Here is a 13997-nt window from a genome sequence, read left to right on the forward strand (position 1 = left end):
ACCCACAGCCCACCCATGGTGTAGTGGACGGCCGGGTAGATCCGCATCGGCACCTTGTACGGGTCCTCGGCGGTGATCCGCTCGTACATCTCGAACAGGTTGCCGTACTTCTCGCGGACCTTGTCCTCGCCCATCCGCTTGATGGCGTCGGCGAAGTCGAGGTAGACGCCGAGTCCGCCCGGGCCTACGCCGCGGCCGGCGTCGCACTGGTACTTCGCCGCCCGCGATGCGATGTCACGGGGGACCAGGTTGCCGAACCCCGGGTAGATCCGCTCGAGGTAGTAGTCGCGCTCGTTCTCCGGGATGGTGTCGGGCGAGCGGGTGTCGCCCGCCTTCTTCGGCACCCAGATGCGGCCGTCGTTGCGCAGCGACTCGCTCATCAGCGTGAGCTTGCCCTGGTAGTCGCCGGAGCGGGGGATGCAGGTCGGATGGATCTGGGTGTAGCACGGGTTGGCGAAGTACGCCCCGCGCCGGTGCGCCCGCCAGATCGCGCTGGCATTGGAGTTCTTGGCGTTCGTCGACAGGTAGAACACGTTGCCGTACCCGCCGGTGGCGAGCACGACGGCGTCGGCGAGGTAGGTGGAGACCTGGCCGGTGACCAGGTCGCGGGCGACGATGCCGCGGGCGTGCCCGTCGATGACGATCAGGTCGAGCATCTCGGTGCGCGGGTGTATCTCCACGCCGCCGGCGTCGATCTGCCGGGACAGCGCCTGGTAGGCGCCGATCAGCAGCTGCTGACCCGTCTGGCCCCGGGCGTAGAAGGTCCGCGAGACCTGCACACCGCCGAACGAGCGGGTGTCGAGCAGGCCGCCGTACTCCCGGGCGAAGGGCACACCCTGCGCCACGCACTGGTCGATGATCTGGGTGGACGTCTGCGCGAGACGGTAGACGTTGGACTCCCGGGAGCGGAAGTCGCCGCCCTTCACCGTGTCGTAGAACAGCCGGTGGACCGAGTCGCCGTCGTTGCGGTAGTTCTTCGCCGCGTTGATGCCGCCCTGGGCGGCGATGGAGTGCGCCCGGCGCGGCGAGTCCTGGTAGCAGAACTGGATGACCCGGTAGCCCTGCTCGGCGAGGGTGGCGCCGGCGGCGCCACCGGCGAGCCCCGTGCCGACGACGATCACGGTGTGGCGGCGCCGGTTGGCCGGGTTGACCAGCTTGGCGGTGAAGCGTCGCTTGTCCCAGCGTTGCTCGATCGGTACGTCCGGCGCCGCGGTGTCGGCGATGTCGGCACCGAGGTTGTAAAACGACATGTCAGCCCTTCCCATGCTTCCGGCACCGCGCCGCGCAATGTCGGCCGCGGAGCCGTCGGCTGTTCAATCCACCAGTGCAGTGACCCGTCGGCCCAGTGCCGTGCCGTCAATCCACCAGGCCGGCGAGAACCGACACCGGGACGATCACGAATCCCACCGTGAGGAGAACCGCGAGGGCATTGGCGGAGGCCTTGAAAACTCGGTCCCGTTTCGGGTTGTTGACACCGAGCGTCTGGGCCGCACTCCAGAAGCCGTGCTGGATGTGGAGCCCGAGGGAAATCATGGCGGCGATGTAGATGAGCGTGACCCACCACACGCTGAAACTCGACACGACGTTGTCGTAGGCGGCACCTTCGACCCCGTGTCGGTTGAGGGTCAGCGTCGTGAAATCGAGGATGTGGTACACGATGAACAACGCGAGGGTGATTCCCCCGTAGCGCATCACATGCGTGGCATAGCTGGCCCGGGCTCGTTGGCGGTGGACGTACTTTGTCGGCCGGGCCCGCAGGTCACGCCGGCTGAGCTGGTACGCGGACACCGCGTGCAGGCCCACGGCCAGCACCAGCACGACGCGTTGGATCCATAGGTACCACGTATCGTGCAGGATCGGCTCGCCGATCGCCCGGAGCCAGCCGGCGTACTGGTCGAAGTCGTCAGGGCCGAAGAAAATCTTCAGGTTCCCGAGCATGTGAGCGATCAGGAACAGGAGCATCAGCAGCCCGGTGACGGCCATCACGGTCTTTTTGCCGATGGTTGACCGCCACAGGTTGCGCAGGACGGACGAAGATCGCGGGGGCCGCGGGGTGGGCGCAGGGGACGCCGATCGCGCCGGGGTTGTCACAGCCACGAGCGCACCCTAGAGCGCACTCCCTCCAGTGGTCCAAGACATGATAAACCTGGACTCGATAGTGCCGTCCTATCGACGTCTACGCTGGCGGCGTGCAGCTCCACCAGCTCGCCTATTTCGTCGCCGTCGCGGAGACCCGGCACTTCACCCGGGCCGCCCAGCGGGTGCATGTCGCCCAGCCGTCCCTGTCCCAGCAGATCCGCGCCTTGGAGCAGGAGCTGGGCACACCTTTGTTTAACCGCGCGCGGGGGAACATCAGCCTGACCCCGGCGGGGGAGACGCTCCTGCCGCTCGCCCGGCGCATCCTCACCGACACCGAGACCGCCCGCCAGCGGGTCACCGAGCTGCTCGACCTGCGCCACGGCACGGTGCGCCTCGGTGCCACCCCGAGCCTGTGCACCGGCTTCCTGCCCGACGTGCTGCGACTGTTCCACCAGCGGTACCCGGGCATCCGCCTGCTGGTCGAGGAGGGGGGATCACGCGACCTTGTCCGCGATCTGGCCGCGGGCAGCCTGGACCTGGCGTTGATCATCCTTCCGCTGCAGAGCAGCGACCCGGCACTGGCGACCTCGCCGCTGATCCGCGAGAGCCTGGTCCTCGTCTCGTCGCTGGACGAGCCACCGATCGTCGCCGGGCGCCCGCTAACCGTGGCCGATCTGCGCAACCACCCGATGGTGATGTTCCGCCGCGGCTACGACCTGCGGGAGGCCACCGTGACGGCCTGCCGGGAGGCCGGATTCGAGCCGATTTTCGCGATCGAGGGCGGGGAGATGGACGCCGTGCTCGGTTTCGTCGCGGCGGGTCTGGGCAGCGCGGTGATTCCGAGCACGGTTGCCCACCGGCTCGGCATGCGGGTCACCCCGTTCGTGCTCCCGGGGCTGCAACGCACCATCGGGCTGGCGCGTCGCCGCGACGTCGAGCCGACCCGTGCCGCCGTCGAGTTGCAACGGGTCCTGTGGGAGTACCTCCGCGACGCCGAAGCCTCGGGCAACCTTCCCGACGGCACCCGACTCCTCGCCGGACCGACCTCCGCCGGCACGTGATCTGTCATCTTCAGGATCTCGTGCAACATATTCGATGAGGTGGACCTTTCGCGGCGTGGCGGCCGGGTTTTTTCGAGCGAATCGCCATCTCTTTTTCTGGTTCGGCGTGTGGTCCGCCCGTCCACCGAGCCCATTTTTTCCGCCCACCCGCACGCGATCCGGTCGGGTGGGCTTAAAGTTGTGCGAGCGGTCGTAGATCGGGCGGTTTCCGGTCTACGGGGACTGGCTGCGGGGGGACGACTGGTTGCGGGGACCACTGCCAACGCGCGGTTCGCGTGAACTGGCGCCAGTGCACAACGGGGGCAGCGTCGGAGCTGCCGTCGACCTCGAACACACGGGAGGCGATATGAACAGCGTCGACATTGCCCTGAAGGAATCGCTCGAGATAAGCGGGGCGCTTGGGGCTGCCCTCGTCGACTTCACCAGTGGAATGACCCTCGGAACGGCCGGTAACACGCATGCGATCGATCTCGAGATCGCCGCGGCCGGAAACACCGAGGTCATCCGGGCGAAGATTCGGACGATGGAGAGTCTCGGGCTTCAGGACACCATCGAGGACATCCTGATCACGCTGGGTCGCCAGTATCACCTGATCCGGTTGTTGCAGAGCCATTCCGGCCGTGGCCTGTTCCTCTATCTGGTGCTCGACAAGCCGCGCGCGAACCTCGCGCTGGCCCGTCATCGGCTGCGCGCCGTCGAGTCGCAGCTCGACGTCTGAGTGCTTCCGGGGCCCGATCAGGCGGCGCGTCCTCGCCACGGGCCTGGTGCCGGCGCGACGGTGACCGGACGACGGTGACCGGACGACGGTGACCGGATGACGGTGATAGGGATATGACGTGAATATGAGCGTGCCGACGCTGCGGATCCGTGGCGGCGTGCTGGTCGGTCCGACGGATGTCCGTGACGAGGTCTGGGTCGTCGACGGCCGGATCACCTTCTCCGCCCCCACCGGTGCGGCGGCCCGGGACGTACGGACGGTCTCCGGATGGGTGTTGCCCGGCCTCGTCGACGCTCACTGCCATGTCGGCCTCGCCGCGCACGGCGCCGTCGACAGGCCCACCACCGAGCAGCAGATCATCACCGACCGGGCGGCGGGCGCGCTGCTGCTGCGCGACGCCGGCTCCCCGGCCGACACCCGGTGGATCGACGCCCGTGACGACCTGCCCCGGCTGGTGCGGGCCGGCCGGCACATCGCCCGGCCCCGGCGATACCTCCGCAACTACGCGGCGGAGGTCGAGCCGGCCGACCTCGTCGCCGAGGTCCTCGCGCAGGCCGACCGGGGCGACGGGTGGGTGAAGCTCGTCGGCGACTGGATCGACCGCGGGCTGGGCGACCTGGCGTCGTGCTGGCCCGCGGACGTGGCGAAGGCCGCGATTGACGCGGCGCACGCCGCCGGAGCCCGAGTCACCGCCCACTGCTTCGCCGAGGACTCCCTCGCGGATCTCGTCGAGGCGGGGATCGACTGCATCGAGCACGCCACCGGTCTCACCGAGCACACGATCCCGCTGTTCGCCGAGCGGGGGGTCGCCATCGTGCCGACCCTGGTGAACATCTCGACCTTCGAGGACATCGCCGCGGGCGCCGAGGCGAAGTTCCCCGCCTATGCCCGGCACATGCGCGCCCTGCACGCCCGGCGCCATGACACCGTGCGGGCGGCCTACGATGCCGGCATCCCGATCTTCGTCGGTACCGACGCCGGGGGAAGCCTCCCGCACGGGCTGGTCGCCGCGGAGGTGGCCGAGCTCCGCCTGGCCGGGCTGCCGGCGGCGGCCGCGCTCGACGCGGCGACCTGGGGGGCCCGCTCCTGGCTCGGTTATCCGGGCCTGTCCGAGGGCGCCTGGGCCGATCTGGTGGTGTATCCGAGCGACCCGCGGGCCGACGTCGCGGTGCTCGGCGCCCCGGACCTCATCGTCCTGCGCGGACGGCCGGTCTCTCCCTGAACGTCCCTGCGTCCCCCGGGTACGCGGCCGGTCAGCGGGGAACATCGAGGACCTGCCGGACCTTGTCCAGCAGGGTGCGTTCGGAGAAGGGTTTGGTCAACAGCGATACCCCCGGGTCCAGCTTCCCCTGCGCGGTGAGGACGGGATCGGCGTAGCCCGACATGTAGAGCACCCGGATGCCGGGTTGCTGGGCCCGGATGCGGTTCGCGAGTTCCCTGCCCTGCATGCGCGGCATGATGACGTCCGTGAGCAGCAGGTGGATGTCGCCCCGGTGCTCGATCGCGATCGAGCACGCGCCGAGGGCGGTGGAAGCCGCCAGCACCTCGTAGCCGTTGCGGCTCAGGATCCGCCGGGCGACCTCGAGCAACGCGGCATCGTCCTCGGCGATTAGAATCGTCCCGCCGTGCCGGGCAGGCTCGGAGTCCGCCGGTCGTTGTCCGGCCGGGTCCTGCGACAGGTTCCGCATAAAATCACCGCAGTAGGTAATTTGCCGGTGGCATTTAGTGATGGGGGGAACCGTAGCATCGCTTTCGGTGGGTCGCCACCGCGCCGGCCGGGCCGTGTCAGCCCGGCCAGGTTGTGTCAGCCCGGCCAGGCCGTGTCAGCCCGGCCAGGTTGTGGAGGTCACGGCTTGGCGCAGGATCTCGGTGAACGGCCGCGGGTCGAGGCCGGCCGCGTCGAGCCAGGAACCGGAATAGTACGTGTCGGCGTACCGTTCGCCGCCGTCGCAGATCAGGGTGACCACGCTGCCGCGGTGACCAGAGGACACCAGTTCGCAGGCGAGCCGCACCGCGCCCCAGAGGTTCGTCCCGGTGGAGGCACCCGTCCGGCGGCCCGTCAGCGTCTCCAGGAACAACATGGCCGCGACGGACGCCGCGTCGGGCACGGTGATCATCCGGTCGACGACGTCGGGGAGGAAGCTCGGCTCCACCTGCGGGCGGCCGATGCCCTCGATGCGGGAGTGCCCGCCGGTGGCGTGCGGGTCGCCGGTGGACCAGGCGCGGTGGAACGCCGAGCCCTCGGGATCGACGATGCACAGCGCGCAGTTGTGCTGCCGGTACCGCAGATAACGCCCGATCGTGGCGCTGGTGCCCCCGGTGCCGGCGCCGACGACGATCCAGGTGGGGATGGGATGGCGCTCCAACGCCATCTGATTGAAGATCGATTCGGCGATGTTGTTGTTGCCGCGCCAGTCCGTCGCTCGTTCCGCGTAGGTGAACTGGTCCATGTAGTGACCGTTCGTGGCCTCGGCCAGCCGCCTGGCCTCCGCGTACACCGTGGTGGCGTCCGCCACCAGATGGCAGCGACCCCGCTCACGTTCGATCAGGGCGATCTTCTGAGCGCTGGTCGAGGCGGGCATGACGGCGATGAAGGGGAGCCCGAGCATGCGGGCGAAGTAGGCCTCCGAGACCGCCGTCGACCCGGAGGACGCCTCGACGATCGTCGTCCCTTCCCGGATCCAGCCGTTGCACAGCCCGTAGAGGAACAGCGACCGGGCCAGGCGGTGCTTCAACGAGCCGGTGGGATGCGTCGACTCGTCCTTCAGATAGATGTCCACGCCCCGTTCCGCCGGCCACAGGTGCAGGGGGAACAGGTGGGTGTCCGCCGATCTGTTGGTGTCGGCCTCGACTCGGCGAATGGCCTCCCGAGTCCATCGGACGTCCTGTCTGGCGGGTGCATCACTCATGCCCTTCCCGTTCCCCGGGCCATGCTTGGATGAAGATCTTTGTTCTTTCTGCCCGCCTTCGTCGATTCATCGATCTGTGAGCTGTTTATCTCTTATGGGTGATCGGCGCGATTGCGGGCTCTATATCCGCAAGTTACCAGTTCGATGGTCGAGATGCGCCGTCCGTGGGTCGCCCCTACAGTCAAGCTATGCCGGTTACTCAAGGTTCCGGTGCGCTGCCTGCCCGTCGGATCGTGTTCGTCCATGCTCATCCCGACGACGAGACGATCGCGACCGGGGCGACGATGGCCCGCTACGCCGCCGATCCCGACACCCAGGTGGTCCTTGTCACGTGCACGCTGGGCGAGATGGGCGAGGTGCTGCTCCCCGAGCTGACCAACCTGCGGGCGGACCGCGCGGACCAGCTCGGCGGATACCGGATCGGGGAGCTGGAACGGGCGTGTGCCGAGCTCGGTGTCAGCGACTACCGCTTCCTCGGGGGCGCCGGTCGTTGGCGGGACAGCGGCATGTTGGACAGCCCCGCGAACGACGACCCGCGCTGCTTCTGGCGGGCGAACATGGACGACGCGTCCGAGGCGCTCGTGCGGATCGTGCGGGAGGTCCGGCCGCAGGTGATGGTGACCTACGACGCGATCGGGGACTACGGCCATCCCGATCACATCAGGGCGCACGACGTCACCGCCCGGGCCTTCGCCGACGCGGCTGATCCGGACTTCGCTCCCGACGCGGGTCCGACCTGGCAGGTCTCGAAGTTGTACGAGACGGCGCTGCCCCACTCCGCGGTCGAGTCCGCGGTGGACCGCATCTGGCGGTCCGACCTGGCGAAGACGGTCCCCGAGGGGATCACGATGCCCTCGGACATGCTGCTGTCGGTTCCCGATACCAAGGTCACCACGACGATCGAGGCGCCGGGCTTCTTCGCCGCGAAGATCGCGGCGATGCGGGCCCACCGCAGCCAGATGACCGTGGACGGATTCTTCTTCGCCCTGGTCGACGGGAACGGCCGGTCAGCGAAGGCCACCGAGAACTTCGTGCTGGCCCGGGGGACGGTGGGCCCGGGCTCGGGTTCCGGCGTGGAAACCGACCTGTTCGACGGAGTGGCGGCGCACTGATGCCGGAACAGGCCGCGAACGGGCCGCGAACAGACCGCGGGAGGGAATCTTGATGTACACCGGAAACATCATGTACGCCAGGGTCGGGGACCGCCTCGTCGTGCGTAACTCGGCAACGGGTCGTACCGAGCGCCACGGTGTGATACTCAAGATTCGCGGCGAGAGCGGCCGGCCACCGTTCATCGTCCGGTGGGACGACGGCCGCGAATCGTGGTACATCCCGGCGGCCTACGAATCGGTCGAGCTACGTCCCTGCCGTGACCGGCGGCCCGGCTGAGGACCTCCTCGGGGGGAGGAGTGCCGCCCACTGATCGTCGTCGGCGGGCGGCACCCGGCATCACCCCCGGACCCTACTGCCTGGAGTAGAGCTGTTTATAGCGGGCGCCCGCCTGCCGGTTCAGGTAGAGACACGCGGCGCTGAGCGGTCGGTACAGGTTCGAACCGACGTTGTTCGGGTCGCAGTTGTTGAAGTAGTACTCGTAGGCCAGCCCCTTGCCGGCATGGGCCACGAACCAGTCGTACATCCACTGGACGTAATTGGCGTTGTCGCCGCCGCCGTTGTTTCCGCTGCCACTCACCACCCCCCATTCGCCGACGCCGAAGAGCTTGTTGTGCGCGCGGGCGAAGTTGAACCAGTAGTTCAGCCCACCGGGGGCGTTGGCCTGGGCGTCGAACTCGGCCTTCGTCCGGGACGGCGGCCAGTGGTCGTACGCGTCGAGGCCGACCCCGTCCACCCAGGCGTCACCCGGGTACATGTCGATCGGGTTGTGGCTCGGCGGGTTCTGCGAGTAGTGAGCGTTGAGGCACCAGCACAGGGTGGGATCCGGCTCCGCGGTCGAGTTGATGGCGTCCGCGACGTGGCGCCAGCAGTTGACGTAGGCCGTGGGGTTGGTGGCGGACCACTCGTACCAGTCGCCGTTGCCCTCCCAGGCGAGCCGCAGGTAGGAGTTCTGCCGGCCGTAGGCGTTCAGGACGCGGCCGAAGGTTTTCCAGTACTCGTCGTAGGCCCCGGTGGCGCACGTCTCGTTGCTGGCGCCGATGTTCTCCGGGAAGGGTGGAATGGAGATGATCAACCGGCCGGGCCAGGTGGCGAAGGTCCGCAGCAGGTCCACCGGCTGGCTGACGTTCCCCCAGTTGTTCCGGGTGGTGTAAAGCAGGGTGAAGTCGCAGGGCGCGCCGCGCCAGGTGCAGAACGACTCCAGGTTCTGCTGGTTCATCACCGGGTCGGGATAGGTGCCGGTCAGCCACCCTTTGCCCGAGCGGGGCCCGGCGTAGGACGGCGGGGCCGGCGGCGGGTTCGCTCCGGTGGTGATCTCCGCCCGGTCGAAACCGACGTTGTTGCCCCTCGAGGAGGTGTTGCGCTGCCCGGTGTTCGTCAGCGTCAGGGTGTGCGTGCCGGCGGCGAGCTTGTCCGAGCTGTAGAGCAGGGTGACGGTCGCGTTCGGCGAGTAGGTGTCGACGCTGGTGGGCAGGCCGCCGTCCAGGCGGACCGTGCTGAATCCCCCGATCGGGCCCTTGGCGCCGTAGAGGTTGACCTGCGTTCCGCTGAAGCGGATCGTGGCAACTCTACCGGCGGTCGCCGAGTAGTAGAAGCTGTTGTTCGGAGAGGTAATGCAGCCGCTGCACTTCGCCCACCCCGCCGAGTAGGAGACCTGGTTGGTGGCGGTGCCGATCGTCGTGTCCTCGATGGTCAGCGCCGTTTGCACCGGCGGTGTCGGCGGGGGCGGCGCCGGTTCGTCGACCGACTCGGCGCGGTCGAAGGCGATGTCGTAGCCCCGGGACGCGGGGTTGCGCTCGTGCAGGTTGGTGATCCGCACTGTGTGGGTGCCCGCGATGAGTTTGTCCGAGGTGAAGATCGAGCTCGCGACCGCGGTCGTGGCGAAGGTGTCGACGAGCGCCGGGGTGCTGCCGTCGATGCTGATCGCGGCCTGGCCGCTCCACGGTCCCTTGACCCCGAAGATACTCACCCGCGTGCCGATGAACTGGAACGTGGCGACGCTGCCGTAGGTCGACGAGTACCGGAAGCCGTCGTCGATGGGCCCGGCTATGCACCCGGTGCACCGGGTCCACGTCCCGGTGTAGGAGACCTGGTTGATCCCGGTGCCGATGGTGCCGTCCTCGATGATCGTCGGGGTCTGCGCGCGGGCAGGTCCGGTCAACGCCCCGGTCACCAGGGCCACGGTGAGGGTGAGCAGCAGACCGCCGAGCCGGTGGCGACGTGCTCGAGTCCGCGCATGACGGCCGTTCGAATATCTCCTGGGTTGGGACGCCGTCCCGTCCCGTTGATCCTCTGTACGCATTCTCCAGTCCTGTCCTGGGTTGTGGAACGCATGTCGAGCTTGTCGATGAAAGCTGACTCAACCAGGAAGGACGCTAGATCAGTGGTTCGCGGGCATGGCCGAACGCCGTTGTCCGGAGATTCGACGCGGACTTCTCCAGGCGTGGGCGAAGACTTGTGACGTTGTCTTTCCCATCGGTTCCGGCGGAACGTGCGCAGCCGAGTTGCGCAGGTTTTTCGCCTGCGGCGGCGATGTCACCGGTTCTGGCGGTTCTTTGGGACCGGCGCAGGAAAATCGTGATCCGTTCGACCCGGCAGGCAGAGTGCCAGTGGTCAGAGCGCCGACGGTCAGAGCAGGGTACCGAAGACCTGCGTCCAGTAGAAACCATATTCGCCGCCGGTGGCCTGCCCGACGCCGATTTGGCGCAGCTGTGGGATGAGGATGTTCGCCCGGTGGCCGGGGCTGTTCATCCATCCCGTCACCACCTCGTCCGCGCTGTTCTGGCCGGCAGCGATGTTCTCGGCGACCTGGGCGTAGCGGTAGCCCAGGGCGCTCACCCGGTCGGACACCGTGCGTCCCTCCGGGCTGGTGTGCGCGAAGAAGCCACGGGTCGCCATGTCCACGCTGTGCGCCTCCGCGGCGGCGGCCAGGCGGTCGTCGACGGTCAGCGGCGCGAGACCCTCCCGGGCGCGCTCGGCATTGGTGAGCGTGACGACCCGCGCGAGCACGAGGGTCAGACCGCCCTCCCCGGTACCCCGACCCGTGGAGTCGGGATACCGGCTCGGGGCACGGCGTTGGCCCTGGTCGTGTTGGCCGTTGCCGCCGTCGTCGACGGCGACTCCGAAGTCCCGGGCGAGACCGGCGAGGCCGTCCGCGTACCCCTGCCCCACCGCCCGGATCTTCCACGCGGTGCCGCGCCGGTAGATCTCCACCAGCGTGACCACGGTCTCGCGGGACAACGGCGGCGGCGCGAAGCGGGCGATGAGGGCATCATGATCATTATGGATGGTGACGGCGAGAGCTGGCAGCCGTCCGAAGGGCGTCGTACCGTTCTCGGGGCTGGCGGCGATCACGACACGTTCGGCGCCCGGGCGCAGCCGGCCCGGATCGACGGTCACCGCGCTGCCCGAGAGCGCCACGCCCGGCGCTCTGGGCTGGTTGTAGAACACGAAGTCGCTGTCCGCGGCGACCTTGCCGTTCGCGCCGGTGACGAGCGCACAGACGTCGAAGGGGCCGGCGAGCCGGACCGAGACAGGGCCGGGAGGCAACGGCCCGTTCGCGCCAGGTACCAGGTCCCTCATCCGTTTCCACCCCTGTAGCCGTGTTCGTCCGCCATCGAGCGTTCGTCCGCCATCGAGCGTTCGTCCGCCATCGAGCGTTCGTCCGATGGTGCCATCCCGGGCGTTCCGCGGTGTGTCCGCGTTCCGTCACCCCTGGCCAATCCGTGGGGTTAGGTGGCTTTTGCGAGGTTCGGTAGCTCTCATGGGATTCGGTGGCTGTTGTGGGGTTCGGTGGCTGTTGTGGCTGGTTTGATTGCCTTGTCGGTCTGTCCGGTCGTACCGTCACCTCGGTTGCCATGATTACGTGATCAATGGCCTGGCTGCGGATTTTCCGGTGGGCTCACGCCGCTCATCGCGATCGAGGAGAGCCGGCGACCATTGGTGGGGGGCCACTGAGGGGATGATCGAGGCGCCGTTCCGCGGTGCCCGGAGCAGGGTGGGCCGCCGTTGAACGACGTCATGGGCTACGCCCTGCTCAGCCTGGGCACGGGCGCGCTCTACGCCCTCGTGGCCTCGGGTGTGGTGGTCATCGCCCGTGGGGCCGGTGTGCTCAACCTGGCCCAGGGCGCGCTGCTGGCCTGGGCGGCCTATGCCTTCCATGGGCTGCATGCGGGGTGGGGGCTGCCGCTCGGCCTCGCGGCGCCGCTGGCCATGCTGTCGACGACCGCCATCGGGGTCGTGTTCCACCTGCTGGTGATGCGGCGGCTGCGCGAGGCGACCTCGCTGCTGCGGCTGATGGCGACGCTTGGTCTGCTGATCATCTTGCAGTCGTCGCTGACGCTGATGTTCGCCGGTGCCGTGCGCACCTCCCCGACGGTGCTGCCGACCGGCAGGATCACGCTGTTCGACGAGCCCGTCGGCGTGTCCGTGTTCGTCCGGCTGGCCGTGGTCGCCGTGCTGGTCGCGGGGCTCTGGGCGGTGTTCCGGTTCACCACGGTGGGCCTCGCCGCGACGGTGGCGGCGGAGAACCTCCGGGCCGCCGCGACCTTCGGTTGGTCGGCGGACACCGTCGCCGCCGCGGCCTGGGGCGCCGGCAGCGCGCTGGCCGGTCTCGGCGGGGTCCTGCTCGCGCCGCTGCAGAACCCGTTGTCCTCGGCGAACCTGCTCCTGCTCATCGTCCCGGCGCTGGCGGTCGCGCTGGTCGCGCGGTTCCGCTCCTTCCCGATGGTGCTGGCGGGCGGGCTCGCCCTCGGGGTCGTCGAGGTGGAGACCCAGTTCCAGCTGGTCGCCGAGCACCCCTGGTGGCGCGGGGCCGACCGGGCCGTGCCGCTGGCGGTCATCGTCTTCTACCTCGCGATCCGCGGGCGGGGAATACCCGAACGCGGCCACCTCGCCGAACGTCATCCTGCCCTCGGCAGCGGCCGGGTGCATCCGCGCGCCCTCGCGGTCACCGTGGCGGCCACCCTGGCGGCGATCTGGTGGCTGCTGCCGGTCGACTGGGTCGACGCGATCGACGCGAACGCCCTGTGGGCGCTGGTCATCCTGTCCGTCGTCGTGCTCGTCGGGTTCACTGGGCAGTTGTCCCTGGCGCAGCTCGCCTTCTCCGGCATCGCGGCGTTGATCGCCGGACGGCTCGTCGCGACCCGCGGCTGGCCGTTGGAAGCGGCCATGCTCGTCGGGGTCGCCGGCACGGCCGCGGTCGGACTGTTGTTCGCCCTGCCGGCGCTGCGGACCCGGGGCCTGCAGTTCGCGGTGGTGACCCTGGGCCTGGGCACCGCCGTCGACGCTCTGCTGTTCCAGCGCGGCTACCACTCCCCGGCGCCGAGGAGCGCGGACTCCATCGGTTCGCTGTTCGGCGATCTGGCCTCCCCGGAGGGCACGGTCGTCGGCCGTCAGACGTTCCTCGGCATCGAGCTGGACAAGGTTGCCAACCCCCGCGGGTTCGCGACCGTCTCCGTCCTCGCCTTCGTCCTCGTCGCGCTGGCCGTCGCCAACCTGCGGCGCGGGCGCGCGGGCCGGCGGCTGATCGCGGTACGGACCAACGAGCGGGCCGCCGCCGCGCTCGGCATCAGCGTGGTCGGCGCGAAGCTCTACGCCTTCGCGCTGTCGGCGGCCATCGCCGGATTCGGCGGGGTGCTTTACGCGTTCTACGTCTACGGGGAGCGCGGGAACATCGACTACGGCGGTGGCGCCTTCGCGCCGTTCTCGTCGATCATGCTCATCGCCTACGCGGTGGTCGGCGGGGTCGGCTGGGTCAGCGGGGCGTTCGCCGGGGCGACGATGGCCGCCGGGGCGCTCGCGACCCGGCTCGGCGGCTGGGTCGGCGACCTGCTCGCCCGGCTCGGCGTGTTGCTGCGGGTCGTCGTGGCGGCCCTCGCCGGGCTGCTCGGCCTCGCCGCCGGTGCCTCGCTCGTCAGCGTGCCGCGCCCGCGCCGCCGGCTCGGCGCCGCTGCCCGGTACGCTCCCTGGGCCGTCGCGGCCGGCGCCGCCCTGGTCGCCGCGGTCTTCGGCGGATGGGTGCGGGACTGGCTGGCCGAGCTCGACCGCTACGTGCCGCTGATCGGCGGGATCGTCCTCGTCGTCGTGCTGTCCCGGTCGGGTGGGGGCATGGCGCCGGAG

12 protein-coding genes are annotated in these 13997 nt (G+C 69.2%); 6 read left to right on the forward strand and 6 right to left on the reverse strand.

The window, feature by feature from the left end:
- Positions 1 to 1250, reverse strand: a 1250-nt coding sequence (gene sdhA / locus AC08OP_RS10340) for a succinate dehydrogenase (quinone) flavoprotein subunit (protein ID WP_476613993.1), incomplete at its 3' end; no start/stop codon positions are given.
- Positions 1251 to 1356: 106 nt separating this feature from the next.
- Positions 1357 to 2025 (reverse strand): succinate dehydrogenase cytochrome b subunit, encoded by a 669-nt coding sequence (locus tag AC08OP_RS10345; protein ID WP_476614002.1) that lies wholly within the window; start codon positions 2023 to 2025, stop codon positions 1357 to 1359.
- A gap of 164 nt (positions 2026 to 2189) precedes the next feature.
- Between AC08OP_RS10345 and AC08OP_RS10350 the strand changes: the two genes are divergently transcribed.
- The 3 genes from AC08OP_RS10350 to AC08OP_RS10360 all read left to right on the forward strand — a co-directional run bounded on the left by AC08OP_RS10350 (position 2190) and on the right by AC08OP_RS10360 (position 5080).
- Entirely contained in the window at positions 2190 to 3140 is a 951-nt protein-coding gene (locus AC08OP_RS10350) for a LysR family transcriptional regulator (RefSeq protein WP_462186185.1), read from the forward strand.
- A 346-nt stretch (positions 3141 to 3486) separates the two neighbouring features.
- Complete coding sequence (locus AC08OP_RS10355) at positions 3487 to 3858, forward strand: hypothetical protein (RefSeq protein WP_476613994.1); 372 nt, start codon at positions 3487 to 3489, stop codon at positions 3856 to 3858.
- 124 nt (positions 3859 to 3982) lie between these two features.
- Positions 3983 to 5080 (forward strand): amidohydrolase family protein, encoded by a 1098-nt coding sequence (locus AC08OP_RS10360; protein WP_476613995.1) that lies wholly within the window; start codon positions 3983 to 3985, stop codon positions 5078 to 5080.
- 31 nt (positions 5081 to 5111) lie between these two features.
- On the opposite strand, the gene AC08OP_RS10365 is transcribed toward AC08OP_RS10360, so the two are convergent.
- Both AC08OP_RS10365 and AC08OP_RS10370 read right to left on the reverse strand, forming a co-directional pair.
- Complete coding sequence (locus AC08OP_RS10365) at positions 5112 to 5546, reverse strand: response regulator (RefSeq protein ID WP_476613996.1); 435 nt, start codon at positions 5544 to 5546, stop codon at positions 5112 to 5114.
- Positions 5547 to 5681: 135 nt separating this feature from the next.
- A complete protein-coding gene (locus AC08OP_RS10370; RefSeq protein WP_476613997.1) occupies positions 5682 to 6767 on the reverse strand; it encodes a PLP-dependent cysteine synthase family protein in 1086 nt (361 codons plus the stop codon).
- 188 nt (positions 6768 to 6955) lie between these two features.
- Between AC08OP_RS10370 and mshB the strand changes: the two genes are divergently transcribed.
- Positions 6956 to 7879, forward strand: a complete 924-nt coding sequence (mshB, locus tag AC08OP_RS10375) for an N-acetyl-1-D-myo-inositol-2-amino-2-deoxy-alpha-D-glucopyranoside deacetylase (protein WP_476613998.1) — start codon at positions 6956 to 6958, stop codon at positions 7877 to 7879.
- 52 nt (positions 7880 to 7931) lie between these two features.
- A complete protein-coding gene (locus AC08OP_RS10380; RefSeq protein WP_462186202.1) occupies positions 7932 to 8156 on the forward strand; it encodes a DUF1918 domain-containing protein in 225 nt (74 codons plus the stop codon).
- Positions 8157 to 8229: 73 nt separating this feature from the next.
- Here AC08OP_RS10380 and AC08OP_RS10385 read toward each other — a convergent pair whose 3' ends face one another.
- Entirely contained in the window at positions 8230 to 10179 is a 1950-nt protein-coding gene (locus tag AC08OP_RS10385) for a glycosyl hydrolase (protein WP_476613999.1), read from the reverse strand.
- Between the two features lie 326 nt (positions 10180 to 10505).
- The gene (locus tag AC08OP_RS10390; protein ID WP_476614000.1) at positions 10506 to 11459 is read right to left on the reverse strand and encodes a CAP domain-containing protein; all 954 of its coding nucleotides are present in this window, start codon (positions 11457 to 11459) and stop codon (positions 10506 to 10508) included.
- Between the two features lie 426 nt (positions 11460 to 11885).
- Here AC08OP_RS10390 and AC08OP_RS10395 point away from each other — a divergent pair.
- Positions 11886 to 13997: ABC transporter permease subunit (locus AC08OP_RS10395; protein ID WP_476614001.1), on the forward strand; the 2112-nt coding region annotated here is incomplete at its 3' end.

It is taken from the genome of Frankia sp. CeRuru1 (assembly GCF_977966315.1).

Coding starts and splice junctions, on each gene's coding strand:
- AC08OP_RS10355 (WP_476613994.1), top strand. CDS start 3,487: ATGAACAGCGTCGACATTGCCCTGAAGGAATCGCTCGAGATAAGCGGG.
- AC08OP_RS10360 (WP_476613995.1), top strand. CDS start 3,983: ATGAGCGTGCCGACGCTGCGGATCCGTGGCGGCGTGCTGGTCGGTCCG.
- AC08OP_RS10365 (WP_476613996.1), bottom strand. CDS start 5,546: ATGCGGAACCTGTCGCAGGACCCGGCCGGACAACGACCGGCGGACTCC.
- AC08OP_RS10370 (WP_476613997.1), bottom strand. CDS start 6,767: ATGAGTGATGCACCCGCCAGACAGGACGTCCGATGGACTCGGGAGGCC.
- mshB (WP_476613998.1), top strand. CDS start 6,956: ATGCCGGTTACTCAAGGTTCCGGTGCGCTGCCTGCCCGTCGGATCGTG.
- AC08OP_RS10380 (WP_462186202.1), top strand. CDS start 7,932: ATGTACACCGGAAACATCATGTACGCCAGGGTCGGGGACCGCCTCGTC.
- AC08OP_RS10385 (WP_476613999.1), bottom strand. CDS start 10,179: ATGCGTACAGAGGATCAACGGGACGGGACGGCGTCCCAACCCAGGAGA.
- AC08OP_RS10390 (WP_476614000.1), bottom strand. CDS start 11,459: ATGAGGGACCTGGTACCTGGCGCGAACGGGCCGTTGCCTCCCGGCCCT.